The 23808-nt window shown below is 61.7% G+C and carries 23 protein-coding genes; 11 read left to right on the forward strand and 12 right to left on the reverse strand.

Going from position 1 to position 23808, the window contains the following annotated elements:
- Positions 1-147: 147 nt before the first annotated feature.
- Complete coding sequence (locus V3C40_RS23405) at positions 148-1515, forward strand: M23 family metallopeptidase (RefSeq protein WP_034749221.1); 1368 nt, start codon at positions 148-150, stop codon at positions 1513-1515.
- Positions 1516-1636: 121 nt separating this feature from the next.
- Positions 1637-2731: an anhydro-N-acetylmuramic acid kinase gene (locus tag V3C40_RS23410; RefSeq protein WP_331778659.1), complete on the forward strand. Its 1095-nt coding sequence runs from the start codon at positions 1637-1639 to the stop codon at positions 2729-2731.
- Between the two features lie 64 nt (positions 2732-2795).
- Here the strand turns inward: V3C40_RS23410 and erpA are convergent, their stop codons facing one another.
- From erpA to rplM, 5 genes are all read right to left on the reverse strand, one after another.
- Positions 2796-3158 carry an iron-sulfur cluster insertion protein ErpA gene (gene erpA / locus V3C40_RS23415; RefSeq protein ID WP_029496047.1) on the reverse strand — a complete coding sequence of 121 codons (363 nt, stop codon included), beginning with the start codon at positions 3156-3158 and terminating at the stop codon, positions 2796-2798.
- A gap of 98 nt (positions 3159-3256) precedes the next feature.
- Entirely contained in the window at positions 3257-3646 is a 390-nt protein-coding gene (locus V3C40_RS23420; protein WP_034749532.1) for a bactofilin family protein, read from the reverse strand.
- Between the two features lie 90 nt (positions 3647-3736).
- Positions 3737-4774 (reverse strand): N-acetyl-gamma-glutamyl-phosphate reductase, encoded by a 1038-nt coding sequence (gene argC / locus V3C40_RS23425; RefSeq protein ID WP_331778660.1) that lies wholly within the window; start codon positions 4772-4774, stop codon positions 3737-3739.
- Between the two features lie 170 nt (positions 4775-4944).
- The gene (rpsI, locus tag V3C40_RS23430; protein WP_010393285.1) at positions 4945-5337 is read right to left on the reverse strand and encodes a 30S ribosomal protein S9; all 393 of its coding nucleotides are present in this window, start codon (positions 5335-5337) and stop codon (positions 4945-4947) included.
- Positions 5338-5346: 9 nt separating this feature from the next.
- On the reverse strand, positions 5347-5775 hold the full coding sequence (rplM, locus tag V3C40_RS23435; RefSeq protein WP_010393282.1) for a 50S ribosomal protein L13: 429 nt from the start codon (positions 5773-5775) through the stop codon (positions 5347-5349).
- A 225-nt stretch (positions 5776-6000) separates the two neighbouring features.
- On the opposite strand from rplM, the gene V3C40_RS23440 reads away from it, so the two are divergent.
- Complete coding sequence (locus V3C40_RS23440) at positions 6001-6423, forward strand: OsmC family protein (protein WP_034749235.1); 423 nt, start codon at positions 6001-6003, stop codon at positions 6421-6423.
- 117 nt (positions 6424-6540) lie between these two features.
- Here the strand turns inward: V3C40_RS23440 and coq7 are convergent, their stop codons facing one another.
- Together coq7 and V3C40_RS23450 are read right to left on the reverse strand one after the other, a co-directional pair.
- Entirely contained in the window at positions 6541-7185 is a 645-nt protein-coding gene (gene coq7, locus V3C40_RS23445; RefSeq protein WP_077399524.1) for a 2-polyprenyl-3-methyl-6-methoxy-1,4-benzoquinone monooxygenase, read from the reverse strand.
- Positions 7186-7270: 85 nt separating this feature from the next.
- Positions 7271-7702, reverse strand: coding sequence for a hypothetical protein (locus tag V3C40_RS23450; RefSeq protein ID WP_331778661.1), 432 nt, complete (start codon positions 7700-7702; stop codon positions 7271-7273).
- Positions 7703-7850: 148 nt separating this feature from the next.
- Between V3C40_RS23450 and V3C40_RS23455 the strand changes: the two genes are divergently transcribed.
- The 4 genes from V3C40_RS23455 (at position 7851) to V3C40_RS23470 (ending at position 14483) form a co-directional block, all read left to right on the forward strand.
- On the forward strand, positions 7851-8630 hold the full coding sequence (locus V3C40_RS23455; protein ID WP_331778662.1) for an ABC transporter ATP-binding protein: 780 nt from the start codon (positions 7851-7853) through the stop codon (positions 8628-8630).
- A 3-nt stretch (positions 8631-8633) separates the two neighbouring features.
- A complete protein-coding gene (locus tag V3C40_RS23460; protein ID WP_070301628.1) occupies positions 8634-9830 on the forward strand; it encodes an ABC transporter permease in 1197 nt (398 codons plus the stop codon).
- 170 nt (positions 9831-10000) lie between these two features.
- Positions 10001-10894: an ABC transporter ATP-binding protein gene (locus tag V3C40_RS23465; protein ID WP_034749256.1), complete on the forward strand. Its 894-nt coding sequence runs from the start codon at positions 10001-10003 to the stop codon at positions 10892-10894.
- Positions 10895-10904: 10 nt separating this feature from the next.
- Positions 10905-14483, forward strand: a complete 3579-nt coding sequence (locus V3C40_RS23470; protein ID WP_331778663.1) for an ABC transporter permease/M1 family aminopeptidase — start codon at positions 10905-10907, stop codon at positions 14481-14483.
- 53 nt (positions 14484-14536) lie between these two features.
- Here the strand turns inward: V3C40_RS23470 and V3C40_RS23475 are convergent, their stop codons facing one another.
- The 5 genes from V3C40_RS23475 to V3C40_RS23495 form a co-directional block, all read right to left on the reverse strand.
- Positions 14537-14920 (reverse strand): hypothetical protein, encoded by a 384-nt coding sequence (locus V3C40_RS23475; protein WP_072456723.1) that lies wholly within the window; start codon positions 14918-14920, stop codon positions 14537-14539.
- A 142-nt stretch (positions 14921-15062) separates the two neighbouring features.
- On the reverse strand, positions 15063-16526 hold the full coding sequence (locus tag V3C40_RS23480) for a catalase (RefSeq protein WP_331778664.1): 1464 nt from the start codon (positions 16524-16526) through the stop codon (positions 15063-15065).
- Positions 16527-16619: 93 nt separating this feature from the next.
- Entirely contained in the window at positions 16620-17276 is a 657-nt protein-coding gene (locus tag V3C40_RS23485; protein WP_034749270.1) for a DsbA family protein, read from the reverse strand.
- 20 nt (positions 17277-17296) lie between these two features.
- Positions 17297-18166, reverse strand: a complete 870-nt coding sequence (locus V3C40_RS23490; protein ID WP_034749273.1) for an MBL fold metallo-hydrolase — start codon at positions 18164-18166, stop codon at positions 17297-17299.
- A gap of 88 nt (positions 18167-18254) precedes the next feature.
- Positions 18255-19172: a LysR family transcriptional regulator gene (locus V3C40_RS23495; RefSeq protein WP_072456983.1), complete on the reverse strand. Its 918-nt coding sequence runs from the start codon at positions 19170-19172 to the stop codon at positions 18255-18257.
- 99 nt (positions 19173-19271) lie between these two features.
- Between V3C40_RS23495 and V3C40_RS23500 the strand changes: the two genes are divergently transcribed.
- The 4 genes from V3C40_RS23500 (at position 19272) to V3C40_RS23515 (ending at position 23747) form a co-directional block, all read left to right on the forward strand.
- Positions 19272-19961, forward strand: coding sequence for a hypothetical protein (locus tag V3C40_RS23500; protein WP_080698496.1), 690 nt, complete (start codon positions 19272-19274; stop codon positions 19959-19961).
- 113 nt (positions 19962-20074) lie between these two features.
- Complete coding sequence (locus tag V3C40_RS23505) at positions 20075-21526, forward strand: alkaline phosphatase (protein ID WP_080698501.1); 1452 nt, start codon at positions 20075-20077, stop codon at positions 21524-21526.
- Positions 21527-21555: 29 nt separating this feature from the next.
- The gene (locus V3C40_RS23510) at positions 21556-22953 is read left to right on the forward strand and encodes an alkaline phosphatase (protein ID WP_331778665.1); all 1398 of its coding nucleotides are present in this window, start codon (positions 21556-21558) and stop codon (positions 22951-22953) included.
- Between the two features lie 74 nt (positions 22954-23027).
- Positions 23028-23747: a hypothetical protein gene (locus tag V3C40_RS23515; RefSeq protein WP_331778666.1), complete on the forward strand. Its 720-nt coding sequence runs from the start codon at positions 23028-23030 to the stop codon at positions 23745-23747.
- Positions 23748-23808: the final 61 nt, after the last annotated feature.

Consider the following 23808-nt stretch of genomic DNA (forward strand, 5'->3'; position numbering starts at 1 on the left):
GACTGTAGATCTCAAAATGGTAGTAGGTTTGCGGAGTTTGTTATAATGCTCGATCCCATCAATCTTGCCGTATGAAAACGAATCAAAATAACAATAACAAAGAGCGCTAGCTCAGGTCACGTTCAAGGGCAAATTTTAACTGATTGCATGAACCCTATACATAAAATCACAGGCTCACGCTTGTACACACAGCTGACGACGACCCGCAAGGCACGCATTATTGGTGCGTCCGCGGTGCTGCTCGCCGTGGCCGCCTTCGGCGCGGTCGCTGTGTCGCCCATGGCGCCCGACGCATCGGACTTGCCGGTCACGTCCATCGCCCAAAACCTGGAAATGCCTGATCTCGCCTCGCAAATTTCCGCGATGGAACAGGTAGACCAGAATTTCACCCACGAAGAAAAAGTCCGCGCTGGCGATACCCTCGCCACTCTGCTGACCCGTCTCGGCGTGGATGATCAGGCGGCCGCCAATTTCATTAAAACCGACAAGATCGCGCGCGGCGTGATGTTGCTGAAATCGGGCAAGCGCGTGCAAGCGCAAACGACCGAAAACGGCGACCTCAACTGGATGCGCGCCACCCTCGTCGACGGCACGGACAAATCGGTCAAGAACATCCTGATCACCCGCAAGGGCGACAAGTTCGTGGCTACGGAAGTGGCAGCCCAGCTGGAACGCCGCGTTGAAATGCACGCGCGCAAGATTACCTCCACCCTGTTTGCCGCTACCGATTCCAGCCTGGACGGCACCCGCCTGCCAGACTCGATTTCCGCGCAAATCGTGGAAATGTTCTCCACCAATATCGACTTCCGCTCCGACCTGAAACGCGGCGACTCGTTCAATGTTGTCTACGAGACATTCTGGCAAGATGGCGAATTTGTCCGAGCGGGCCGCATCCTGGCCGGTGAATTCACCAACCGCGGCACGACTTACCAGTCCGTTTGGTTCGAAGACCCAGCCAGCAAGCAAGGCGGCGGTTACTACAGCTTCGACGGCAAGTCCCTCAAAAAAGCCTTCCTGAAATCCCCCCTCGAATTCTCCCGTATCTCGTCCGGCTTCTCCATGCGCGTGCACCCGATTTCCGGCAACTGGAAAGCGCACAAGGGCATCGATTTCGCTGCAGCAACGGGTACGCCTATCCGCGCTTCGGGCGATGGCGTGGTCGACTCCGTCGGCAGCCAAAACGGCTATGGCAATGTTGTTGTCCTGAAACACTGGGCCAACTACAGTACCGCCTACGCCCACATGAGCCGCTTCGCTTCGGGCCTGAAAAAAGGTCAAAAAGTCAGCCAGGGCGATGTGATCGGCTACGTCGGCACCACCGGCTGGTCCACGGGCGCGCATTTGCACTATGAATTCCGCGTCGGCGGCGTGGCACAAGATCCAAGCAAGCTGAACGTACAAGCCCAGGCGCCATTGACGGCCGCCGAGCTGAGCCGCTTCCGCATGGTGTCGGCTGACATGATGCACCGCTTCACCCTGCTGCGTCCGAACGACACGGCACTGGCTTCGCGCTAAGCAACACTGCCTTCGGGCAATATATAAAGGCACCGCCCATGCAGATGGCCGGTGCCTTTATTTTTTGAACAGGAAAATGCGGCACAATGCACCCCATCACTTACGCACTCAAGGAATACCCATGCTGTATATCGGTCTGATGTCTGGCACCAGCCTGGACGGCGTTGACGGCGCGCTGGTCGACTTTTCCGATGATGGCGGCACACGCAGCCTCGGCGATGCCTACATTCCCTTCCCCGCCAGCCTGCGCGACGATCTGATGGCGCTACAAAGTGCCGGCCAGAATGAAATCGAACGCGAAGCGCTGGCGGCAAACCAGCTCGTGCGCCATTACGCCGACTGCGTCGCCCAGCTCCTGAGCAACGCGGGCATCGGCCCGGATGCCGTCACCGCCATCGGCGCGCATGGCCAGACCATCCGCCACCGCCCCGAGCTGGGTTTTACGCGCCAATTGAACAACCCCGCCCTGCTGGCCGAACTGACGGGTATCGACGTCATCGCCGACTTGCGCAGCCGCGACGTGGCGGCCGGCGGCCAGGGCGCGCCCCTGGTGCCAGCCTTTCACCAGGCGATTTTCAATGTGCCCGGCCAGACGCGCGTGCTGGCCAATATCGGCGGCATCAGCAATATCAGCGTGCTGCACGCGGACGGCACGGTGACGGGCTACGACACGGGCCCTGGCAATGCGCTGATGGATGGCTGGGTCCTGCAGCACCTGGGCCAGCCCTACGACGCCAACGGCGCCTGGGCCGCCACGGGCCAGGTCATCCCCGGCTTGCTGGCAGACTTGCTCAATGAACCGTATTTTGACTTGCCGGCGCCGAAAAGCACGGGACGCGACCTGTTCCATGCCGACTGGTTGCAGGACAAGCTGAGCAACTACCCGCAAGCCAATCCTGCCGACGTGCAGGCGACGTTGACACAGCTGACGGCCGCCAGCCTGGCGCACGCCATCCTACGCGACGGTGCGCAGGCGGAAACGGTATACGTGTGTGGCGGTGGCGCGCAGAACGCCAGCCTGATGGCGGCGCTGGCCCGTGCATTGCCGGGCATGGCAGTGGAATCGTCAGAAGCGCTGGGCGTGGCGCCCAGCCAGGTCGAGGCGCTGGCCTTTGCGTGGCTGGCTTGGCGCTTTACGCAGCGCAAGCCGGGCAACTTGCCGGCCGTAACAGGAGCGCAGGGGCTGAGGGTACTGGGCGCCTTATATCCGAGCTAAGCGGGCGCAGAAACACAAATAGCGGATCGATGATCCGCTATTTTTACATTCCGATAAAACTACTTTATACCGAGAACGATGAACCGCAACCGCAGGTAGAAGTAGCGGTAGGATTCTTGATCACGAACTGTGCGCCTTCCAGGTCATCCTTGTAGTCGATTTCCGCGCCGACCAAGTACTGGTAGCTCATGGAATCGATCAACAGCTGGACGCCGTTCTTGACCATGGTGGTGTCATCTTCGTTGACGATTTCGTCGAAGGTGAAGCCATACTGGAAACCGGAGCAGCCGCCGCCCTGCACGAAGACGCGCAATTTCAGGTCGGGATTGCCTTCTTCTTCGATCAGCTGCGCGACTTTTTCAGCGGCGCTATCGGTAAAGATAATAGGGGAAGGGATCACATCTTGCATTTCAGCGACGGCATTCATATCAGGCACTCCTACTAGAAAACATTAAGTCATTATAGACTGTTGGCGCAAGTCGCGCTGCGGCCGCCGCTGATGCGGCTGGACGGTGTTGTTCCTGCTCACATTTCCGACACGGCCAGGTGCAGCACGGGGTCGGCGCTGTCGTGCCGACTGAGCTTGCCTTGCACCAATGCACCGCTGTGCATTTCCAGCACCTTGTAATAGACCTCTCCTACAATGCGGGCTTTTGGCTGGATTTCAAGCATTTCAGACACATACACGGGGCCATTGATCTCGCCGCTGACGACCAGGCTCGAGCAGCGCACTTCGCCATCGATGCGGCCCGCTTCGCCCAGCACTATATATGTGGGCTCGCCCGGCTCACCCGTGACGTTGCCGCGCACATGGCCATCGATGCGCAAGCCGCCGCAAAACAGCAAGTCGCCCTCGATCCGCGTGGAAGCGCCGATCAAGGTGTCGATGGGATTTTTCGCGTTGCGCTCGAACATGAACGTCATCCTGTCGGGGTAGGTGGCAGTCCAATTTATCACAGGTCCGGCAAAAAGGCGCCGGACCCGCGCAAGCCCAGTCGCCGATCGTTACGGCATCACGGCGATGTGTTGCAAACCGGCCGTTTCTTTCAAGCCAAACATCAAGTTCATGCATTGCACGGCCTGGCCCGACGCGCCCTTGACCAGATTGTCCTGCACCACCAGCACGATGACGGTGTTGCCGCCTTCGGGACGGTGCAAGGCCAGGCGCAGCATGTTCGAGCCACGCGTGGAGCGGGTTTCCGGGTGCGAGCCGAATGGCATCACGTCGACGAAAGGCTCGTCCTTGTATTGCTCTTCGAATAAGGATTGCAGCTCTTCATTGCTGACATCCTTGTTCAGCTGCGCGTACAGGGTCGAATGCATGCCGCGGATCATCGGCACCAGGTGCGGCGTGAAGGTCAGCGCCACTTTCTCGTCCGTGAAACGCTGCAGTTGCGCCGTCGTTTCCGGCAGGTGGCGGTGGCCGGCCACGCCGTAGGCTTTGAAGCTGTCGCTGCTTTCCGAGAACAGGATGCCGATCTCCGCCTTGCGGCCAGCGCCGGACACGCCCGACTTGCAGTCGGCGATCAAGCCGCCCGCGTTGACCATGCCAGCTTTCAGCAGCGGGTAAAAGCCCAGCTGCATGGTGGTCGGATAGCAACCGGGGTTGGCGATCAGCGTGGCTTGCTTGATGTCTTCACGATTCAGTTCCGGCAAGCCGTACACGGCCTGCTCGATCAACTCAGGGGCCGTGTGGGGAATCTTGTACCACTGCTCGAACTTGGCCTGGTCTTTCAGGCGGAAGTCGGCGGCCAGGTCGATGACTTTCACGCCGGCGGCCAGCAGGGCTGGTGCTTGCGCCATGGCAACGCCATGCGGGGTCGCAAAGAAGACCACGTCGCACTGTTCCAGGTTCGCCTTGTCCGGCGAGGAAAACGCCAGTTTGACATGGCCGCGCAGGGAAGGATACATGTCAGCAACGGGCAAGCCATCTTCCTTGCGCGAGGTAATCGCCGTCAACTCGACATCTGGATGGGTAGCGAGCAAGCGCAGCAATTCCACGCCCGTGTATCCAGTGCCGCCGACGATGCCAACTTTGATCATGTTCTTTCCTTGTGTATAGATTGCATAAAGATGAGGGGAAACGCTACCCCTGCGGGTTTTCCGCGTATTTTACAGCGCAACGCCGAGTCACGCTGAAATGCAAAAAAGCCGCGGGACCGAAGTCCAGCGGCTTTTCGACCAGCACCCCGGAAGGTGCTGTAGCGTAGAAATTAACGCTTCGAGAATTGCTTTGCGCGACGTGCTTTGCGCAGACCAACTTTTTTACGCTCGACTTCACGTGCATCGCGGGTAACGAAGCCGGCTTTCGCCAGTTCCGGTTTCAACGCTGCATCGTAGTCGATCAGAGCGCGGGTGATGCCGTGACGAACTGCACCAGCCTGGCCCGACTCACCGCCGCCATGGACGTTGACTTTGATGTCGAAACGCTCGACATTGCCGGTCAGTTCCAGTGGTTGACGGATGACCATCAGACCCGTTTCGCGCGAAAAGTATTCGTTTGCTGGTTTGCCGTTAACAACGATCAAGCCTGTGCCAACTTTGATAAAAACCCGAGCCACTGCACTTTTGCGACGGCCGGTTCCATAATTGTAATTACCGATCATGTCAGTTCCTTAGAGAACAAGTGCTTTAGGTTGCTGAGCAGCGTGCGGATGGGAACCTTCCGCGTACACTTTCAGCTTCTTGATCATTGCGTAGCCGAGTGGGCCTTTAGGCAGCATGCCTTTGACCGCTTTCTCAAGCGCGCGACCTGGAAAACGCTGTTGCATTTTCTGGAAGTTGGTTTCGTAGATGCCGCCTGGATAGCCAGAGTGACGGTAGTAAATTTTCTCAGTAGCTTTGGTACCGGTCACACGCAGTTTGCCTGCGTTGATGACGACGATAAAGTCGCCGGTATCGACGTGAGGAGTAAATTCTGGTTTGTGTTTGCCGCGCAGTCGGAGTGCCACTTCGCTGGCAACACGTCCGAGGACTTTGTCCGTCGCGTCAACCACGAACCAATCGCGCTGGACTTCATGTCCTTTAGCGGAAAATGTTTTCATGTTGACTTCCTAATAGATTACACGCTCAAATGGTGGTTCCGACGATGTTGCCGTTCGGACTCTGCCTTATTTACTTTTCCTGAGCGAACGGAAAGCCGACAAGTATAAGCGGCTTTGCCTTGCCGCGTCAAGCCGCAATCGAGGCCGGCTGCGGCCCGGCGGCCGGCACATGGATGGGCATTCCTCTATTACAATACAAAACGCTTACAATTTTCGGAGAGTACGATGGAATGCAAAGTCAGCTGGAATGGCCCGTCGGGCATGAGTTTTCGGGCAGAAACGGGTTCCGGCCACCTGGTGACCATGGATGGCGCGCCCGATGGCGGCGGCCACAACCTGGCGCCGCGCCCCATGGAAATGGTCTTGCTGGGCACAGGCGGCTGCACCGCCTATGACGTGGTGCTGATCCTGAAGCGGGGACGCGAAGCCGTCAGTGGCTGCGAAGTGACCCTGAAGGCCGACCGCGCCGACACCGATCCGAAAGTATTCACCAAGATCCACTTCCATTTCACGGTGCGGGGCAAGGCCCTGAAACCGACGGCTGTGGAACGGGCCGTGGCCTTGTCGCATGACAAATATTGCTCGGCGTCGATCATGCTGGCCAAGACGGCCGAGATTACGCATTCCTTCGAAATCATCGAGGAATGATGTAGGTCGGATTAGCGGGGCAAGGCCCCGCGTAATCCGACGACACTACCGACGCCAACAATGTTGTCGGCTTACGCGCTGCGCGCTAAGCCGACCTACCCGACCTACGCAGAAGTATCAGATGTAATACGCTGTTTTTGTCATCACTTTACCCATCAACCCCATCAGCGCCTTCACGGGCGCCGGGGTATCGATGGCGCCCAGTCTCTGGGCGGCGGCGCCGTGTTCCACTTCGTCGATGGCCATTTGCTTGACGATGGCGCGCGACTTGGCGTCCTGCGGCGGTAATTCCTGCAAGTGGCTAGCCAAATGCGCTTCCACCTGGCGTTCCGTTTCCACTACAAAACCCAGGCTGCGGCCGTCGCCCATGCGCGCGGCAATGGTGCCCAGCGCAAACGAACCGGCGTACCACAGGGGATTGAGCAGGCTCAGACGCGAGCCCAGCTCCGTCAGGCGCTGGGCCGTCCAGGCCAGGTGGTCTTCCTCTTCGCGTCCCGCTTCGTCGAACTGGGCGCGGATGGCCGGGCTGTGCGCATAGCGCGCCTGCGAGTTGTACAGGGCTTGCGCGCACACTTCGCCCACATGGTTGACGCGCATCAAGCCGGCGCTGTGGCGCTGTTCGGCCGGGCTTAGCTCCGCATCGGGCGCATGCGCGGCTGGCGTGGGGCGCGAGGCCGAGGCCACGCCCGCCATGACGCGCAAGGCCTTGTCGGCGCCAACAATCAAACGATCCAGGGGGTCAAAATGGCGGTTTGCGGTCATCGTGGCTATTCATGTCAGGGAAAACATGAATTATAGGACGATAGCGGCCAGCCGTCCCCACGCCGCGCGCAGGGGGATCGGGGCTTTATTGACTTGTGCGCGCTTTTTCCTGCTCGATCCAGTCCACCACGGGGCCGACGGCGTCCAGGCCGGACAGGCTTTTCGCCACGCCCAGGTTCAATGAAATCAAGAAAGAAATACTGTCGACGGGAATATCCAGGCAGTGCTGGGCGAACGCGGCGCGAAAACGCTCCGATTGCAGCACGCGCAAGACTTTCTCGCCGCTCATGAACTGCAGCACGCTGGCGATGCTGTGGCCGCCACCTATGGAGTGGTAGATAAAACGGTTGTACTTCGCGTCGATCTGCTTGAAATCGAGGGTTTCCTCCGTCATCAGGCCGGCCAGGTAGTACAGCCCCAGGCTGACGCGGAAGAAACCGATGGCTTCGGCACTGGTCATGCCGGCACGGGCCACGGCCAGTACCTTGTCCTGCATCGCCTGATCGATCGTTTGCATTGCGCTCTCCCGCGCCGTCCGCCGGCGCCCACCGGGCCAGCTTGCATGAAGATGCTGTTTTTTTCAATAGACCAAACGATATTTCCACCTTGCAAGTTACATTTTTTGCATGCTACTCTCGTTCTTCACCATTGAATGGATGAAGCACATGATTGAGGTCAAACACCTGGCAAAACGTTTCCGCATGCCGCCCCACAAGGGTAAGGGCGTGCACGTTAGCGATCCGCGCGAACATGAGGGCTGGTTCCACGCCGTGCGCGACGTCAGTTTCAGTTGCGCTCCCGGCGAAGTGCTGGGCCTGCTGGGCCCGAATGGGGCTGGCAAGACGACCACCCTGCGCCTGCTGTCGACGGCCTTGCAGGCGGACGCGGGCAGCGCCCTCGTCAACGGCGTCGATGTCTTGCAGCAACCGCTGGTGGCGCGCCAGAGCATCGGCTTCCTGTCCGGTTCGACGGGATTGTACGGCCGCTTGACGGCGCGCGAAAACGTCGAGTACTTTGGCCGCCTGCATGGCATGCCGGCCGACAAGCTGAAACGCCGCTGCGACGAGCTGTTTGCCCTGCTGCAAATGGAAGAGTACGGCGGCAAGCGGGCCGATCAGCTGTCGACGGGCATGAAACAGAAGTGCGCGATCGCCCGCACCGTCGTGCACGAGCCGCAGGTGGTGATCCTTGACGAGCCGACGACGGGCCTCGACGTAATGTCGGCCAAGATCCTGCTCGACTTCATCGCCAGCTACAAGGCGCTGCGCGTGCCGCTGATCTTTTCCACGCACCACCTGCACGAGGTGGAAAAGCTGTGCGACCGCGTCTGCATCATCAACCGCGGCACCACCGCCTTCAATGGCACGGTCAACGAACTGCGCCACCTGGGCGGCAGCGCGGACTTGTACGACGCCTTTGTCAGCGTCATCAACCAGGGAGCCTGAGCCATGTGGACCATTTATCTGAAAGAGTTGCTGGAACTCACGCGCGACCGCAAGACGCTGATCTTCACCATCCTCATCCCCATCTTTGCCATGCCGCTGATCTTTGGCGGCTTCGCTTATGTTTCCAGCAATATGTTCAAGAACGCGAAAACGGCGGAAATGCGCTACGCGCTGTTCGGCAAGGACCATTCACCGGGCTTGAGCGCGCGTTTTGCGCAGCAGCACAACCTGCGCGAAGTGCCGCTGGCCAGCGAGGGAGACATTCGCCGCGCCATCGGCGACGACAGCATCAAGTTCGCCGTCGTCATCCCGCCCCGGTTTGAAGAGACGCTGCAGCAACAGCAGCAAGCCAAGGTCACCCTGCACTACAACAGCGCCAGCACGGTCGACGTGACCCAGCAGCGGGTGCGCGAGATCGTCGAGGCCTACAACGCCAGCCTGCGCGAAAGCGCGCTGTCGGCCCTGAATCTGAGCCCGGCCCAGCTGGCCTTTGCCCTGCACCCCATCGTGCTCGACAAGCAATCGACGGCCAACGAGCGCGAGCAGATGGGCGCCATCGTCGGCGGCATGCTGCCGTATCTGCTGCTGATGGTGTGCCTGACGGCGGCCATGTATCCGGCCATCGACCTGGGCGCGGGCGAAAAGGAACGGGGCACCCTGGAAACCCTGCTGCTGGCGCCCGTGCCGCGCAGCGCCATCGTGGTGGCCAAGTTCCTCGTGCTGTTTACCGTCGGCATGACCTCGGCCGTGCTGATGGTGGGCAGCATGGGCGCCCTGCTGGCCATCTTCGGCAGTTCGCTCGAAGGCAACATGGCCGTCATGGTACGCAGCATCGGCTTGCCCGACCTGGCCATGGTGACCCTGATGCTGGTGCCGACGGCCGCCATCTTCGCCTCGCTGCTGCTGTCGATCTCGATCTACGCGAAAAGCTACAAGGAAGCGGCCGGCATGATCACGCCATTGATGCTGTTCGTCATCCTGCCCACGGTGGCGGCCATGCTGCCCGGCGTCGAACTGAACTGGATGTGGGCCATGGTGCCGCTGACGAATGTGTCGCTGGCCATGAAGGAACTGGTCAAGGGCACCATGGATTACCGCATGTTCGGCGTGATCCTGGCCTCGACCACGGTGATCGCGGGTGCGCTGCTGGCCCTGTGCCGCTGGTGGTTCAATCGCGAATCGGTGTTATTCCGCAATTAAACTTGCCATGTGACTCGCGGCGGGGCGCCATCCGCCCCGCCCGGCTGCACTCTGGGCACGCGAAAATGCCGTGTATCGCATGCAACTGCCCAGTACGTCTTAAATTCAATACAATGCCAGCATAGAGTAGCCCTGTCGCATCGGGCAGCAACGCATGAGTTAGGAGTTGTATGGAATTGCAGATCCGCAAATTGTCGAAGACCTACGCGAATGGCGTGGTGGCGCTGGACAATGTTTCGCTGACGATACCGCCGGGCATGTTCGGCTTGCTGGGCCCGAACGGCGCCGGCAAGTCGACCCTGATGCGCACCCTGGCCACCTTGCAGGAATGCGATTCCGGCTCGATCTTCTTCGGCGACTACGACGTGCTCGACGACAAGGACGAGATCCGCCGCATGCTCGGCTACCTGCCGCAAGACTTCGGCCTGTACCCGAAAGTGACGGCCTATGAGCTGCTCGACCACTTCGCCATGTTAAAAGGCTTGTCGCAGCGGGCGCGCCGGCGCGAAGTCGTCGACGGGCTGTTGCAGCAAACCAATCTGTTCGACGTGCGCCACCAGCGCCTGGGCGGCTTTTCCGGCGGCATGCGCCAGCGCTTCGGCATCGCGCAAGCGCTGCTGGGCGACCCGAAGCTGATCATCGTCGACGAGCCGACGGCCGGCCTCGACCCGCAGGAGCGCGTGCGCTTCCACAACTTGCTGTCCGACATCGGCGAAGACAAGACGGTGATCCTGTCGACCCACATCGTGTCCGACGTGGCCGACCTGTGCGCCAACATGGCCATCATCAACAAGGGCCATTTGCTGCTGTGCGGCAAGACCCAGGAACTGATCGACGAAGTCAGCTGCAAGATCTGGGCGCGCTTTGTCGACAAGAAAGAGCTAGCCAGCTTCCAGCAGCGCCACGCCGTCATTTCCACGCGCTTGCTGTCGGGCCGTACCCTGATCCACGTCTACAGCGACGACGACCCGGGCGACGGCTTCGAGGAAGCCATCGGCGACCTCGAAGACCTGTATTTCGCCACCATTGCCGGGCGCCACCGCGTCGCCCAGCAGTGCGACTGAGGGGACGGCCATGTTTGCCATCGCCCGCTTTGAAGCGCGACAGCGGCTCAAGCTGCTGTCCACCTGGGTGTATTTCGCCATGTTCCTGGCGCTGGCCATGCTGTGGATGGCGGCGGCCGGCGGCGTCTTCAAAGAAGCGAGCATCAGTTTCGGCGGCAAGTTCCTGATCAACGCGCCGCGCTCGCTGGCGTTCACGTGCAGCCTGCTCGGCTGCTTCGGCGCCGTGGTGGTGGCCGCCATGATGGGCCGCTCGGTGCAGCAGGATTTCGAATACGGCATGCAGCATTTCTTCTTCAGCGCGCCGATCAAGAAATACCAGTACGTATTCGGCCGCTTCCTCGGCGCCTATCTGGTGCTGGCCGTGGTGTTTTCCAGCATCGTCATCGGTGCCTGGCTGGGCGCCTGGCTGCCCGGCATCGACCCGGAACGGCTGGGGCCGCAACGGGCGCTCGCCTACCTGATGCCGTATGTATTTACCCTGCTGCCGAACCTGTTCATCTTCGGCGCCATCTTCTTCGTCATCGCGGCACTCACGCGGCGCATGCTGCCGGTGTACATCAGCTCGGTGGTGATGCTGATCGGCTACCTGGTGGCGCCGTCGCTGGCGCGCGACCTCGACTACAAGACCCTGGCCGCCCTGATCGACCCCTTCGGCACCACGGCGCTGATACGCCTGACGGAATACTGGCCGAACGCGGAGCGCAACACGCGCCTGGTGACCCTGGAAGGCGTGTACCTGCTGAACCGCGCCATCTGGTCCGGCTTCGCCCTCGTGGCCTTGCTGCTCGGCTACTGGCGCTTCCAGTTCCATGCGACAACGGACGCGGGCGCCGCCAGGCGCCGCAGCGAGGGCGAGGCGCCGCAGCGCCTGTCGAACGCCTCGCTGTCCACGCAGGAAACGCCCGACTTCGCGCAACGCAACCTGGCCGCCCTGCTTCTCAAGATGAGCTGGCTGAACCTGCGCGAAACCATCAAGAATATCTATTTTGTCGTCATCGTGCTGGCCGGCGTGCTGACCATGTACGCGGGCGCGCTGGACATGGGTTCCATGTACGGCACGAATACCTATCCCGTGACGGAAAAGGTGCTGGACATGGTCAGCGCCTCGTTCGCCCTGTTCATGCTGATCATTACCACCTTCTACGCGGGCGAGCTGGTGTGGCGTGAACGGGAAGCGGGCACGTATCTGATGCTCGACGCCCTGCCCGTGCCGAACTGGCTGCCCCTACTGTCGAAGCTGTTGGCGCTGGTCGGCCTGCAAGCCTTGCTGAGCCTGGTCATCATGCTGTGCGGCATGTCGATCCAGGTCTTCAAAGGCTATTACCGCCTCGACCCCGGCCTGTACCTGGAATCGCTGTTCCTGTCGCACCTGCCCTACTATGCGCTGGTGGCCGTGCTGGCCATCTTCGTGCAGGTGCTAATCAATCAGAAATACCTCGCGTATTTCGCCATGATTCTGTACCACATCGCCAGCATCAGTTTTTCTTCGCTGGGCCTGGGCGACCCGCTGCTGCTGTACGGCAGCACGCCGGAAGTCGTGTATTCGGCCATGAACGGCGCCGGCCACTTTGTGTTGCGCGAGCGCTGGTACTTGCTGTACTGGAGCGGCGCGGCCGTCATGCTGACGGTGCTGTCGCTGCTGTTCTGGCCCCGCGGCGCACAGGACAGCTGGCGCATCCGCCTGCGCCTGGCCCGCCATGGCCTCACGCATGGCGTGCTGGCCAGCTTTGCCGGCGGCGCCCTGATCTTCGTCTTCGCCGGCGGCGTGCTGTTCTATGTTTTCCACGTGGCCAACGATTACCAATCCGAGTTTTCCCGCGATGCGGACCGCGCCAGCATCGAGCGCCAGTACCGCAAGTTTGCCGCCACGCCGCAGCCGAGAATCACCGACGTGAAACTCGACGTGGCCATCTACCCGGCACAGCGCAGCCTCATCGTCACGGGCCGCTATCTGTTGCAAAACAAGACCAGCCTGCCGATCAGCCACATTTTTGTGCAGCAAGACCCGACCGCCACCATGCGCCTGCGTTTTGACGCGCGCGTGCATCCCGGCCTCGACGACGGCAAGCTGGGCTTCTACAGCTACCGCCTGGCCGCGCCGCTGGCGCCGGGCGCCACCTTGGGCCTCGATTTCGACATCCGCTATGCGCCGCGCGGCATCTTCGGCCTGGGCCAGGACACGCCCGTGGTCGCCAACGGCACCTTCTTCACGAACGCCGTGCTGCCGCACATCGGCTACCAGCCGCAGCAGGAATTGACGGACCCGCGCGACCGCAAGAAACACGGCTTGCCGGCGCGCGAACGGGCCTTGCCGCGCGACGATGCGAAGGGCTTGGCCGACAATTACGTCAGCAACGACGCCGACCGCATCAACTTTGACGCCACCGTCAGCACCGTCGACGGCCAGACGGCCATCGCGCCGGGCATGCTGGACAACGACTGGATCGCCAAGGGCCGCCATTACTTCCACTACACGATGGACCAGCCCATCCTGAATTTCTACGCGTTCCAGTCGGCCCGCTACGCCGTCAAGCACGAGCGCTGGCAAGATGTGGCCATCGACGTGTATTACCAGCCGGGACATGAATACAACCTCGATCGTTTCGTGCGCGGCAGCAAGGAAGCGCTCGAGTACTACACGAAGAACTTCGGCCCCTACCAGCACAAGATCCTGCGCATCGTCGAGTTCCCCCGCTACGCCACGTTCGCGCAATCGTTCCCGAACACGATTCCGTACTCGGAAGGCCTCGGTTTCATCGCCAAGGTGGACGACAAGAACCCGAAAGACATCGACTATCCGTTCTACGTCACGGCGCATGAAGTGGCGCACCAGTGGTGGGCGCATCAATTGGTGGGTGGCAACACGCGCGGCGCCACCGTGCTCAGCGAAACCCTGGCCGAATACTCGGCGCTGATGGTGATGAAGAAAACCGCGGGGCCGGCCAAGATGCGCCGCTTCCTGCGCTATGACCTGAATCAATACCTGATGGGACGCAGCGAAGAGCGCAAGAAGGAATTGCCGCTGGCCGAGAATGAAAACCAGGCCTACATCCACTACCACAAGGGCAGCCTGGCCATGTACTTGCTGCAAGATATCATCGGCGAAGACAAGGTCAACGGCGTGCTGCGCGACCTGCTCAGAACCCATGGCCAGAAAGGCCCGCCGTATGCGAGCGTGACGGCCCTGATTGCCGGCTTGCGCCAGGTCACGCCGCCCGAGCAGGCTTATCTGATCGACGACCTGTTCGAGAAAATCGTGCTGTTCGACAACCGCGCCCTGTCAGCCACGGCCACCAGGCGCGGCGATGGCAAGTACGCCGTCACCATCAAGGTGCAGGCGGGCAAATTGACGGCTGGCGAACAGGGAGAGGAACACGACGCGCCGCTGCACGACTGGATCGAGATCGGCGTCGACGATGCAAATGGCCATCCGCTGCTGCGCGAGCGCCTGCGCATGACGGCCCGTCAGGCGAGCTACACCGTCATCGTCGGCAGCCGGCCCGGCAAGGCGGGCATCGATCCCGACAACAAGCTGATTGACCGCAAGCCGGACGACAATATGGTCACCGTCGAGCTCGAAGAGCCGTGACGAACAATGGCCGCCCGTGCGTTCAGGGCGGCCACTTCGGTATCACTGGGGAGTCAGGCTGCGGCGGAACGCGTCACCAGGCTCAGGCTGATACCCATTTCCGTCAGGTGCTGCATGTCGGCCAACGACAGGTCGAGCGGCGCATCGACCGTGTCATCGCCGTTCAGCTCCAGTTGCAGCTCGGCCACGATGCGCGGCATCGTGAACGTGACGCCACGCGAACGGCATTCGGCCAGATAGCTGCGTATGCGCGAGGGCAACACTTGCGATTTGGGCGCCTGCGCGATCAGCACTTCAAAGCCGGAATCGAGATGCACGCGATTCGCGCCCTTCGCCTCGCCCTTGCGCCATTGCCGTTCAGGATCGGTGGGCAAGACTTCGAGGATGGATTTGAGCGTGGGGTCGTCCCCATGCACCGACAGCTTCGCGATATTCATATTGCAAGACTTTCTAGTCAGATCAGACCGACAAGTCTACGCATGGACGGCAAGTATGTCCATACGGCAATATTTAGTATCCGTCTCTAATTTGTGCTGCATCAACAACAGGCGGAACAAGCTTGTTCCGCCTGCCACACGCTTACAACGCCGCGCCGCGCGCCTGCAAGGCGGCCCGCACGCCGGCGCCGTAGGCGGCATCGGCCCGGTCGAAGTGACCGAGTTGACGCTGCAAGGTTTCCGGCCGCACCAGACTCAAGGGACCGGCCAGGTTGTCGAACAGGTTTTGCTTCGCCTGCGCTGACATCAGGCGGAACAGATTGCCGGCTTGCGTAAAGTCGTCTTCCACGCCGCGCCCATCGTAGCGCGCCGCACCGCCGTCGAGCGCCAGCGCCCCCTCGCCATGGCCCAGCCCTTGCGGCGCGCTGCCTGCCGCCGCCACGTTCGCGTAATTCTGTGCCGCGCCGCCATTGTGGATCGCCATGCCACCGTCGCGCTGCTGGTTGTGGAAGGGGCAGCGGGCCGCATTCACGGGTAGATGCTGGTGGTTCGTGCCGACCCGGTACAGCTGGGCGTCGTGGTAGGCGAACAATCGGCCTTGCAGCATCTTGTCCGGCGAGTAACCCATGCCGGGCACGGCGTTGGCCGGCGAAAACGCGGCCTGCTCGACTTCCGCATGGTAATTGTCCGGGTTGCGGTTCAGCTCGAAAATACCGACCGGCAGCAGCGGGAAGTCCGCGTGCGGCCACACTTTCGTCAGATCGAACGGGTTCCAGCCCGTGCGCTGTTCCCATGCATCGAGTTGCTCCTGCGTCGCCACCTGCAGCTTGACTTCCCACTGTGGAAAATCGCCGCGTGCGATGGCGCCGAACAGGTCGCGCTGCGCGTAGTCGGGGTCAGCGCCGGCCAGGCGGCCCGCTTCCGCGGCAGGCAGATTCTTGATGCCCTGGCGCGTCTTGAAGTGCCATTTCACGTACACGCGCTGGCCGTCGGCATTGATCAGGCTATACGTGTGACTGCCGAAGCCATCCATGTGGCGGTAGCCGTCCGGCGTGCCCCGGTCCGAGAACAGCATGGTGACCTGGTGCAAGCTTTCCGGCGCATGGCTCCAGAAATCGAACATCATTTCGGCCGATTTCAGATTGCTTTGCGGATCGCGCTTTTGCGTGTGGACGAAATCGGGGAACTTGATCGGGTCCTTGATGAAGAACATCGGCGTGTTGTTGCCAACCAAATCCCAGTTACCTTCTTCCGTGTAGAAACGTACGGCGAAACCGCGCGGGTCGCGTTCCGTGTCTGCACTGCCGCGTTCGCCGCCGACCGTGGAAAAGCGCGCGAAGGTCGCCGTCTGCTTGCCTACTTCGGCAAACAATTTGGCCTTGGTGTAGCGCGAGATGTCGTGCGTGACGGTAAAGGTGCCGTAGGCGCCCGAGCCTTTCGCGTGCACGACGCGCTCGGGAATGCGCTCGCGGTTGAAATGCTGGAGTTTTTCGATCAGGTGGAAGTCTTGCAGCAGCAGCGGGCCGCGGGGGCCGGCGCTGATGGAATTCTGGTTGTCGGCGACGGGGATGCCCGAGGCGGTACTGAATGGCGGCTGTTGGCTCATGGCTGCTTTTCCTTCGTTGTTGACTAATGGAAGCAGTGTAACGAGGTCAACAACAAAGGAAAAGCTAATTGATTTTATCGAATCGATAGCTATTTACAATGCACACCCTTGTGCATCGCACACGCCGCCCAGTTGCGCCTGCAATTTCTCCGGCTGGCCAAGGAAGCCGCCGATATCGATCACGGACAGCTTGCCGCTGCCATCGTCGAGCACGAAGGTAGGAAAACCCTGGCCGCCCACCTGCGCCAGCAAGGCGCGGCTGGCGTCGATGTGCCGCTGCGTGGCGGCGCCCGCCTGCCGCGCATACTCGGCCTGGAATGCCGCCCCGTCCATGCCCAGCTCTTGCGCCAAGGTCACCAGCACGGGGACGTCGGCGATGCGCAAGCCGTCCACGTAATGGGCGCGCTGCACGCGCTGCAGCATGTCCAGGCCCTTGCCGGCCAGGACTTCAGCCGCCAGGATGGCCGTGATCGGCGGTTCGGAATCCATCATGGCCGTCGTGTCGTTCAGCAAGCCGTTGATATAAGCGTCGCCGAAGGGCTGGCCAGACATTTGCTCGATGCGCCGGTCATGCGGCAGCACATAGCCACGCCATTCGGGCGTGATCTGGCGGCGATTGCTACCCGTCATCATGCCGCCGCCGTGGAACGCCACCGTCAGGCCAGGCACGGCGCGCGCCGCCTCGACCAGCGGCGCGGCGCCGTAGCACCAGCCGCACAGCGGGTCGAAAATGTAGTGCAGTGTGGGCATGAGAGCCTCCTTGTTGCCGCTTACCATTTCATTTCGCCTTTGGCTACCTTCGCGCTGGTTTCTAAAGCGCCATCGAGGCCCAGCTTCGGATAGCGCATTTTCATCGCCTCGATCAGGGCGGCCGAATTGGCGGCCTTGGCCGTTTCTTCTTCAAACGTTACCAGGTAGTCGCGCGTAAAACCGATGCTGTCCGGCGTCAGGGGCGAGCCGACCTTGAAGTGGCCAGGCACGACGGTCACCGGTTTCAGGGCGGCGATGCCGTCCAGGGTCTTGAGCCAGTCCTGGCGCGATTGCGCGCTTTGCGTATCGGCCGTCCACACGTGCAAGTTACCAAACAGCACTACGCCGCCGACGACGGCCTTGATCGATGGAATCCACACATAGGTGCGCGCTGGCGTCGGGCCGGCGATGTCCAGCGACTGGCCTTCCAGGGCGATGTGCTTGCCTTTCAACGCTTCCGGAATGACGATGCTTTTCGGCGCATTGTCCTTCAGGATCGGGCCCCAGTAGGCGACCTTGGCGTCAGCCTTGCGGCGGATCTCGGCGACCGTTTCCGGCGTGGCAACGATTTTCGCCTGCGGGAACGCGGCCTTGATCACGTCGAGGCCAAAGTAGAAATCGGGATCGCTGTGGCTGATGTACACGGTCGTCAGTTTCTTGCCGCTGGCGCGGATCTTCTCCACCAGCTTTTGCGCTTCGGCGCGCGAGAATTGCGCATCGATCAGCACGGCGTCATGCTTGCCCGCGACCAGCACGGAAGCGACGGGGAAGATGGCCTCTTCACCCGGGTTGAATACTTCCAGGGTCAGGGGTGCGCTGGCGGCGGCCGAGGCGGCACCGGCGGCAAACACGGTGGAAACAAGAACGCTGCTGATGGTTTTGGAGAACATGATCTGCCTTCACAAGATGATTGGGATGACTGCATCTTACGTTGCTTGATTCGGTAGAAAAACCCGTTAAAGCGCAATAGTTTGTTGCTCAATTCGGATGAATTGACAACTGCCGCGCCAAGGCGTGCAGCCACTGCCCTGCCAGCGCACCATCCCACACGAGCAGGATTTGTTCGCTGCAATCGACGCTGCCAGCCAGTTCGACCTGCAGCAAATCGTGCGCACGCACGGCGAAGTCGGGCAGGTAGGCCAGCGCCCGGCCGGACTGCACATAGCCCAACAGCAACTGCACATCGTCGCTCCAGTAGCGGATGGTGCGCCCGGCCACGCCGCGCCAGCCATCGGCATGGCGGCCACGCTCCTCGCCGCACAGCAAAGAGTGCGTCGGGCTGGCGAAGGCGTGCGGCAAGACGTCCCGCATGCCGCAGCGCACGGAGGCGCAGGCTGCCGGCACGCCGCGCGCCAGCACATGGCCGCGCCCGGCCGCCAGCAGCATGCGCATGCTGCCCAGCGCCGTGCTGTGCCAGGTGGCGGGCCAGTCGGCGCCGCGCTGGGCGATGGCGTCCTGCGTTACCAGTGCCGCATGGCAATCGCCACGCGCCAGGGCCGCCAGCGCCGCATCCTCGAAAGCCGGTTGCAAACGCACGCTGGCCTGCGGATAGGCGTCCAGCGCCGCCGCCAGGGTATCCGCGTGGCGCCACAGCAGCAGGGCGGGGCCGGCGATGCGGCCATCGATGGCGCCCCGCTCGCCCATCACGTCCAGGCGCGCCTGTTCGGCCAGCGCCAGCAAGGTGCGCGCACGCTCGAGCAGCAAACGGCCGCTATCGTTGAGCAGCAATTGCTTGCCGCTCCGGTCAAACAGGGGCGCGCCCATGTCCCCCTCCAGACGGCGCAAGGCTTTCGACACGGCCGATGGCGTCAGGTGCAGTTCCAGCGCCGCCGCGCCCAGGGTTGGCTGGCGCGCGGCGCTGCAAAACACGCGCAGGTCGGCAAGGCTCATGTTCATGATGATTTCCAGACAGGACACAAAAAGTGAAAAATGGTTGCTGTACTGTCCATGATACCGGCCCTATCATCCTGGCATTCCAACTCATCGATGAAACCCATGCTGCGCACCCTCTTCCTTTCTCTGTTCCTGCTCGCCTCCGGCCTCGCCCACGCCGCGCCCCTGACCTGGGGCCTGCACGGCATGGTGCTGTTTGGCGGCAAGCAAGGGCTGTATGCCTCGCACCTGCCGATGTTCCATGCGCCGCACGATTACCAGGCGGTGCTGCAAGTGCGGCTGGCCGACCCCGTCCTCGATGCGCGGCTGCGCCAGCAGCTCGATGGCCATACGGCGCTATGGACCCTCGAACCGGAACACTTCGAGCTGGCGCGCTTGCTGCCGGCCGCGCCGCTGCCGCTGCGCCAGTTCCAGGCGACGGTGGTGCGCGGACACTTCGAGAAGGATGGAAAAGCCGAACCCGGCTACGGCGCTGCCGCCATCATCGTCGAGCGCGTCCTGCTGATGCGCCAGCTGTCGCCGGCCCCCGCCACGCACGCCAGCGCGCGCTACCTGCAGGTGGGCGACGGCACGCAGCGCTTCCTCGTCAAGCGTATCGACAGCCGCCCCGATTTCGAGCATATCGTCGCCTGGACCAGCCCCCAGGATGCGCCGCACGACGACGTCGTCGTGGCGAAAACCGGCGTGCAGGAAACTCCTGCCGCCAGCTTGCAAGCTGCCTTGCGCGCACAACCGGGAAAAACGGCCCGCTTGCGCGGCACGGTGTACTTTTCCACCGAGGACGTGCGCTAAAACAACACGCCGGGCAGACACGCATCCACGTGTCAAATGTGTCACAGCGTCATGATGGCGTCACATTGGATTGTTATCTTGCTAGCTCTTTCAAACCTAGCCGGATGAACCACATGACACGCAGAAAAATTTCCGTCGCTGGCTGCAGCGTCGCCATCACCCTGATGCTGGCCGCCTGCGGCAGCGATGCAAAAAAAGAAGAGGTAGTGGCTGAAGCCCCGCCGAAAAACGTCATCTTCTTCCTCGGCGATGGCATGGGCCTGACCACCATGACGGCCGCGCGCATCTATTCCGTGGGCGAAGAAGGTGCGCTGACCATGGACACCCTGCCGGAAACGGCCTTCGTCAAGACGTTCTCGAACGACGCGCAAGTGACCGACAGCGCACCATCGATGGCCGCCTACATGACCGGCGTAAAGATGAACAATGAAGTCATCTCGATGTCGGCCAACACGGTCGCCATCGATCCGGGTACGGATGCGAACGGCAACAAGCTGGTCAACAAATGCGGCACCGGCAACGGCACGCCCGCCACCACATTGCTGGAACTGGCCAAGGCCAAGGGCTTTGCCGCCGGCGTCGTCAGCACGGCGCGCGTGACGCACGCCACGCCGGCCGCGACCTATTCGCACATCTGCCACCGCGATCTGGAAAACGATATCGCCGCGGCCCTGGTGCCGGGTGGCACGGGCTACAACAGCGCGCTGGGCACGGCTGGCCTGGACGTCGTCCTCGGCGGCGGCGCGCAATTCTTCAAGCCGTTCAAGGATGGCGGCAAGCGCTCCGACGGGCGCGACCTGCTGGCCGAACTGAAAGCGAAAAGCTACACCGTCGCCAACACCGCCACCGACTTCAAGGCCGTCGATGCGGCCAAGACGGAGCGCCTGTTCGGCGTGTTCACGTCCAGCCACATGAGCTACGACCTGGACCGCGATGCGGCCAAGGAACCTAGCCTGGCGGACATGACCACCAAGGCCATGGACGTGCTGGCCAAGAACAAGAAAGGTTACTTCCTGATGGTCGAAGGCGGCCGCATCGACCATGCGCTGCACGAAACGACGGCCAAGAAAGCGCTGCAAGACACCGTCGCGTTCGACAACGCCATCAAGGCCGCCATCGACAAAGCCAAGCTCACCGATCCGACCCTGGCCAATACCCTGATCGTCGTCACGGCCGACCATGACCACACCCTGGTGCTGAACGGCTACGCCAAGCGCACGGGCAAGACGGCTGCCGGCAACCCTGGCGTGCTGGGCGTGGTGAAGAACTACGTGACCGGCGCTGTCGAGAAAGACCTGGATGGCGCACCGTATTCGATCATCGGCTTCGGCAATGGCGAAAACCGCACCCAGTCGAGCCGCGCCGCCATGGCCAGCCTCGATGAAACCGTCACCAGCGCCAACACCTACCACCAGGAGGCGGTAATCCGCACGGCGGCCGGCAATGAAACCCACGGCGGCACCGACGTCTTCCTGGGCGCCATCGGCAAGGGTTCGGAAACCTTCCTGGGCACCATCGACAACACCAAAGTATTCGGCCTGGTCAAGACGGCCGGCGGTCTGTAATCCCCAAGACATCAACATTGGACAAGCACATGAAACTTGCATTTAAACTCTCCTTGCTGACCACGCTCGTGGCCGCCAGCGTTGCCAGCGCCTACGCCGCCGACGCCAAGAACGTCATCTTCTTCCTCGGCGACGGCATGGGCCCGTCCGTCGTGACGGCGTCGCGCATCTACAAATACGGCGAAGACGGCAGCCTGACGATGGACACGCTGGAGCGCACGGCGCGCATCAAAACGTTCTCGAACGATGCGCAGACGACGGACAGCGCGCCATCAATGGCCGCCTACATGACCGGCGTCAAGATGAACAATGAAGTCATCTCGATGGCCCAGGACACGATCGCCAAGGAACCCGGCCGCGACGCCAATGGCAACCTGGGCGTGGACAATTGCCCGGCCGGCGGCAAGAGCGTGCCGACCATCCTGGAATTGGCGAAAGCCAAGGGCAAGGCCGTGGGTGCCATCACCACCACGGAACTGACGCACGCCACACCGGCGACGACGTTCTCGCACATCTGCAACCGCAATGCGCAATACGCGATCGCCGCGCAAGCGACGCCAGGCGGCGCGGGCTACAACGCGGCGCTGGGCGATGGCGTCGACGTGCTGATGGGTGGCGGCCGCAACCACTTCACCCCTTGGTCGACCAGCAACAAATACGGCCGCGCCGACGGCCGCAACCTGTTGACGGAATTTGCCGCCAAGGGCTACACCGTGGCCGCGACGAAAGCGGAAATGGCGGCGGCGCCGAGCGGCAAGAAATTCATCGGCCTGTACAGCACCCGCAGCCACCTGGAATATGAACTGGACCGTACGGCCACGCCACCGCTGGGTGAAGGCGCGACCCAGCCTAGCCTGTCGGAAATGACGCTCAAGGCCATCGACTTGCTGTCGAAAAACACGAACGGCTACTTCCTGATGGTCGAAGGCGGCCGCATCGATCACGCCTTGCACGGCATCAACGCCAAGCGCGCGCTGACGGACACCATCGCCTTCGACGACGCCATCAAGGCCGCCATCGCCAAGATCAAGGAAACCGATCCGACCCTGGCCAATACCCTGATCGTCGTCACGGCCGACCATGACCACACCCTGGCCTTCAACGGCTATGGCAAGCGCGGCAACAATATCCTCGACATCAATCGCGGCTACAAGGATAACCAGCCGAGCAAGGATGCCGATGGCAATACCTACACCACCCTGGTGTTCGGCAATGGCCCGAACCGCCCTGCCCTGCGCAGCAACGTCGACAGCGCCACGGCCCTGAAAGACAACTACCTGCAAGAAACGGGTGTGCGCCTGGCCAGCGAAACCCACGGCGGCGGCGACGTCAAGCTGCTGGCCACGGGCGCCGGCGCGAAGACCTTCAAGGGCACCCTGGACAACACCAAGGTGTTTGACTTGCTGAAGGCGGCGTTCGGCTTCTGATCCACATCAACACGGTAACCCCACCGGGGCGGATGGCGTAGGCCCTCCGCCCCTCTGCACGTAAAGGCAACACCATGAAATCATCCCTGATCGCCGTCCTCCTCGCCGCCGGCTTTGCCGCCAGCGCGCAAGCCGCTCCTCTTTCCGCTCCTGCCGACCTGGACCTGGGCATCACCTATTACAGCCGCGTCCTGACGCCCGAAGGCGTGACGCGCGAGAGCCGCTACGAAGAAAAGATGCTGCGCCGCCCCGGCCACGTGTGGGTCGAGCGCGTACTGGCGCCATCGACGGACGCGCATGCGGGCCACAACCACGGCGAGAACAAGAAAGTAGCACTGAAGGCCACGCAGCATGAGCACAAGCACTTCAATCCCGTGCTGATCCCCCGCCACGTGATGCTGGAAAAGAACACCGTGCGCGTGGAATACATTGATGCGCATGACAAGATCGTCGTTTCCATCCCGAAAGCCGAGTACGAAAACGTCAATTTCGACGGCTCCTGGGAAAACAGTTTTTATCTGCTGGACCCGAAACTGGTGGCCGCCATGCCGCTGTCGAAACAGGCGTCGAACGTGACGGGCGCGCGCTGGCGCGAAGTGGAAAAGAATGGCGTGTTCCAGCGCATTCTATGGGATGAGCAAAAGCAGATTCCGCTGATCATCGAAAGCGGCGACCGCGCAAATACCTTCTACCGCCGGGTCGACGTCAAGCTGCAGCCAACCGTCAGCAAGGCGCAGCCATGGGCGAATTTGCAGAACTATGCGCAGCGCGAGTATTCCGACTACCTCGACTAAGCGTCAGACTAAGGCCAAGAAAATCGGGACGTAAAAAAAGCCAGGGACATCCCTGGCTTTT

Origin of the sequence: Janthinobacterium sp. LS2A (assembly GCF_036543145.1) — a bacterium.
In the GTDB taxonomy this organism is placed as follows: Bacteria; Pseudomonadota; Gammaproteobacteria; order Burkholderiales; family Burkholderiaceae_D; genus Janthinobacterium; species Janthinobacterium aestuarii.

Bases quoted from the DNA above. Each gene is read 5' to 3' on its own strand.
- V3C40_RS23405 (WP_034749221.1), top strand. From the start codon at position 148: ATGAACCCTATACATAAAATCACAGGCTCACGCTTGTACACACAGCTG.
- V3C40_RS23410 (WP_331778659.1), top strand. From the start codon at position 1,637: ATGCTGTATATCGGTCTGATGTCTGGCACCAGCCTGGACGGCGTTGAC.
- erpA (WP_029496047.1), bottom strand. From the start codon at position 3,158: ATGAATGCCGTCGCTGAAATGCAAGATGTGATCCCTTCCCCTATTATC.
- V3C40_RS23420 (WP_034749532.1), bottom strand. From the start codon at position 3,646: ATGTTCGAGCGCAACGCGAAAAATCCCATCGACACCTTGATCGGCGCT.
- argC (WP_331778660.1), bottom strand. From the start codon at position 4,774: ATGATCAAAGTTGGCATCGTCGGCGGCACTGGATACACGGGCGTGGAA.
- rpsI (WP_010393285.1), bottom strand. From the start codon at position 5,337: ATGATCGGTAATTACAATTATGGAACCGGCCGTCGCAAAAGTGCAGTG.
- rplM (WP_010393282.1), bottom strand. From the start codon at position 5,775: ATGAAAACATTTTCCGCTAAAGGACATGAAGTCCAGCGCGATTGGTTC.
- V3C40_RS23440 (WP_034749235.1), top strand. From the start codon at position 6,001: ATGGAATGCAAAGTCAGCTGGAATGGCCCGTCGGGCATGAGTTTTCGG.
- coq7 (WP_077399524.1), bottom strand. From the start codon at position 7,185: ATGACCGCAAACCGCCATTTTGACCCCCTGGATCGTTTGATTGTTGGC.
- V3C40_RS23450 (WP_331778661.1), bottom strand. From the start codon at position 7,702: ATGCAAACGATCGATCAGGCGATGCAGGACAAGGTACTGGCCGTGGCC.
- V3C40_RS23455 (WP_331778662.1), top strand. From the start codon at position 7,851: ATGATTGAGGTCAAACACCTGGCAAAACGTTTCCGCATGCCGCCCCAC.
- V3C40_RS23460 (WP_070301628.1), top strand. From the start codon at position 8,634: ATGTGGACCATTTATCTGAAAGAGTTGCTGGAACTCACGCGCGACCGC.
- V3C40_RS23465 (WP_034749256.1), top strand. From the start codon at position 10,001: ATGGAATTGCAGATCCGCAAATTGTCGAAGACCTACGCGAATGGCGTG.
- V3C40_RS23470 (WP_331778663.1), top strand. From the start codon at position 10,905: ATGTTTGCCATCGCCCGCTTTGAAGCGCGACAGCGGCTCAAGCTGCTG.
- V3C40_RS23475 (WP_072456723.1), bottom strand. From the start codon at position 14,920: ATGAATATCGCGAAGCTGTCGGTGCATGGGGACGACCCCACGCTCAAA.
- V3C40_RS23480 (WP_331778664.1), bottom strand. From the start codon at position 16,526: ATGAGCCAACAGCCGCCATTCAGTACCGCCTCGGGCATCCCCGTCGCC.
- V3C40_RS23485 (WP_034749270.1), bottom strand. From the start codon at position 17,276: ATGCCCACACTGCACTACATTTTCGACCCGCTGTGCGGCTGGTGCTAC.
- V3C40_RS23490 (WP_034749273.1), bottom strand. From the start codon at position 18,166: ATGTTCTCCAAAACCATCAGCAGCGTTCTTGTTTCCACCGTGTTTGCC.
- V3C40_RS23495 (WP_072456983.1), bottom strand. From the start codon at position 19,172: ATGAACATGAGCCTTGCCGACCTGCGCGTGTTTTGCAGCGCCGCGCGC.
- V3C40_RS23500 (WP_080698496.1), top strand. From the start codon at position 19,272: ATGCTGCGCACCCTCTTCCTTTCTCTGTTCCTGCTCGCCTCCGGCCTC.
- V3C40_RS23505 (WP_080698501.1), top strand. From the start codon at position 20,075: ATGACACGCAGAAAAATTTCCGTCGCTGGCTGCAGCGTCGCCATCACC.
- V3C40_RS23510 (WP_331778665.1), top strand. From the start codon at position 21,556: ATGAAACTTGCATTTAAACTCTCCTTGCTGACCACGCTCGTGGCCGCC.
- V3C40_RS23515 (WP_331778666.1), top strand. From the start codon at position 23,028: ATGAAATCATCCCTGATCGCCGTCCTCCTCGCCGCCGGCTTTGCCGCC.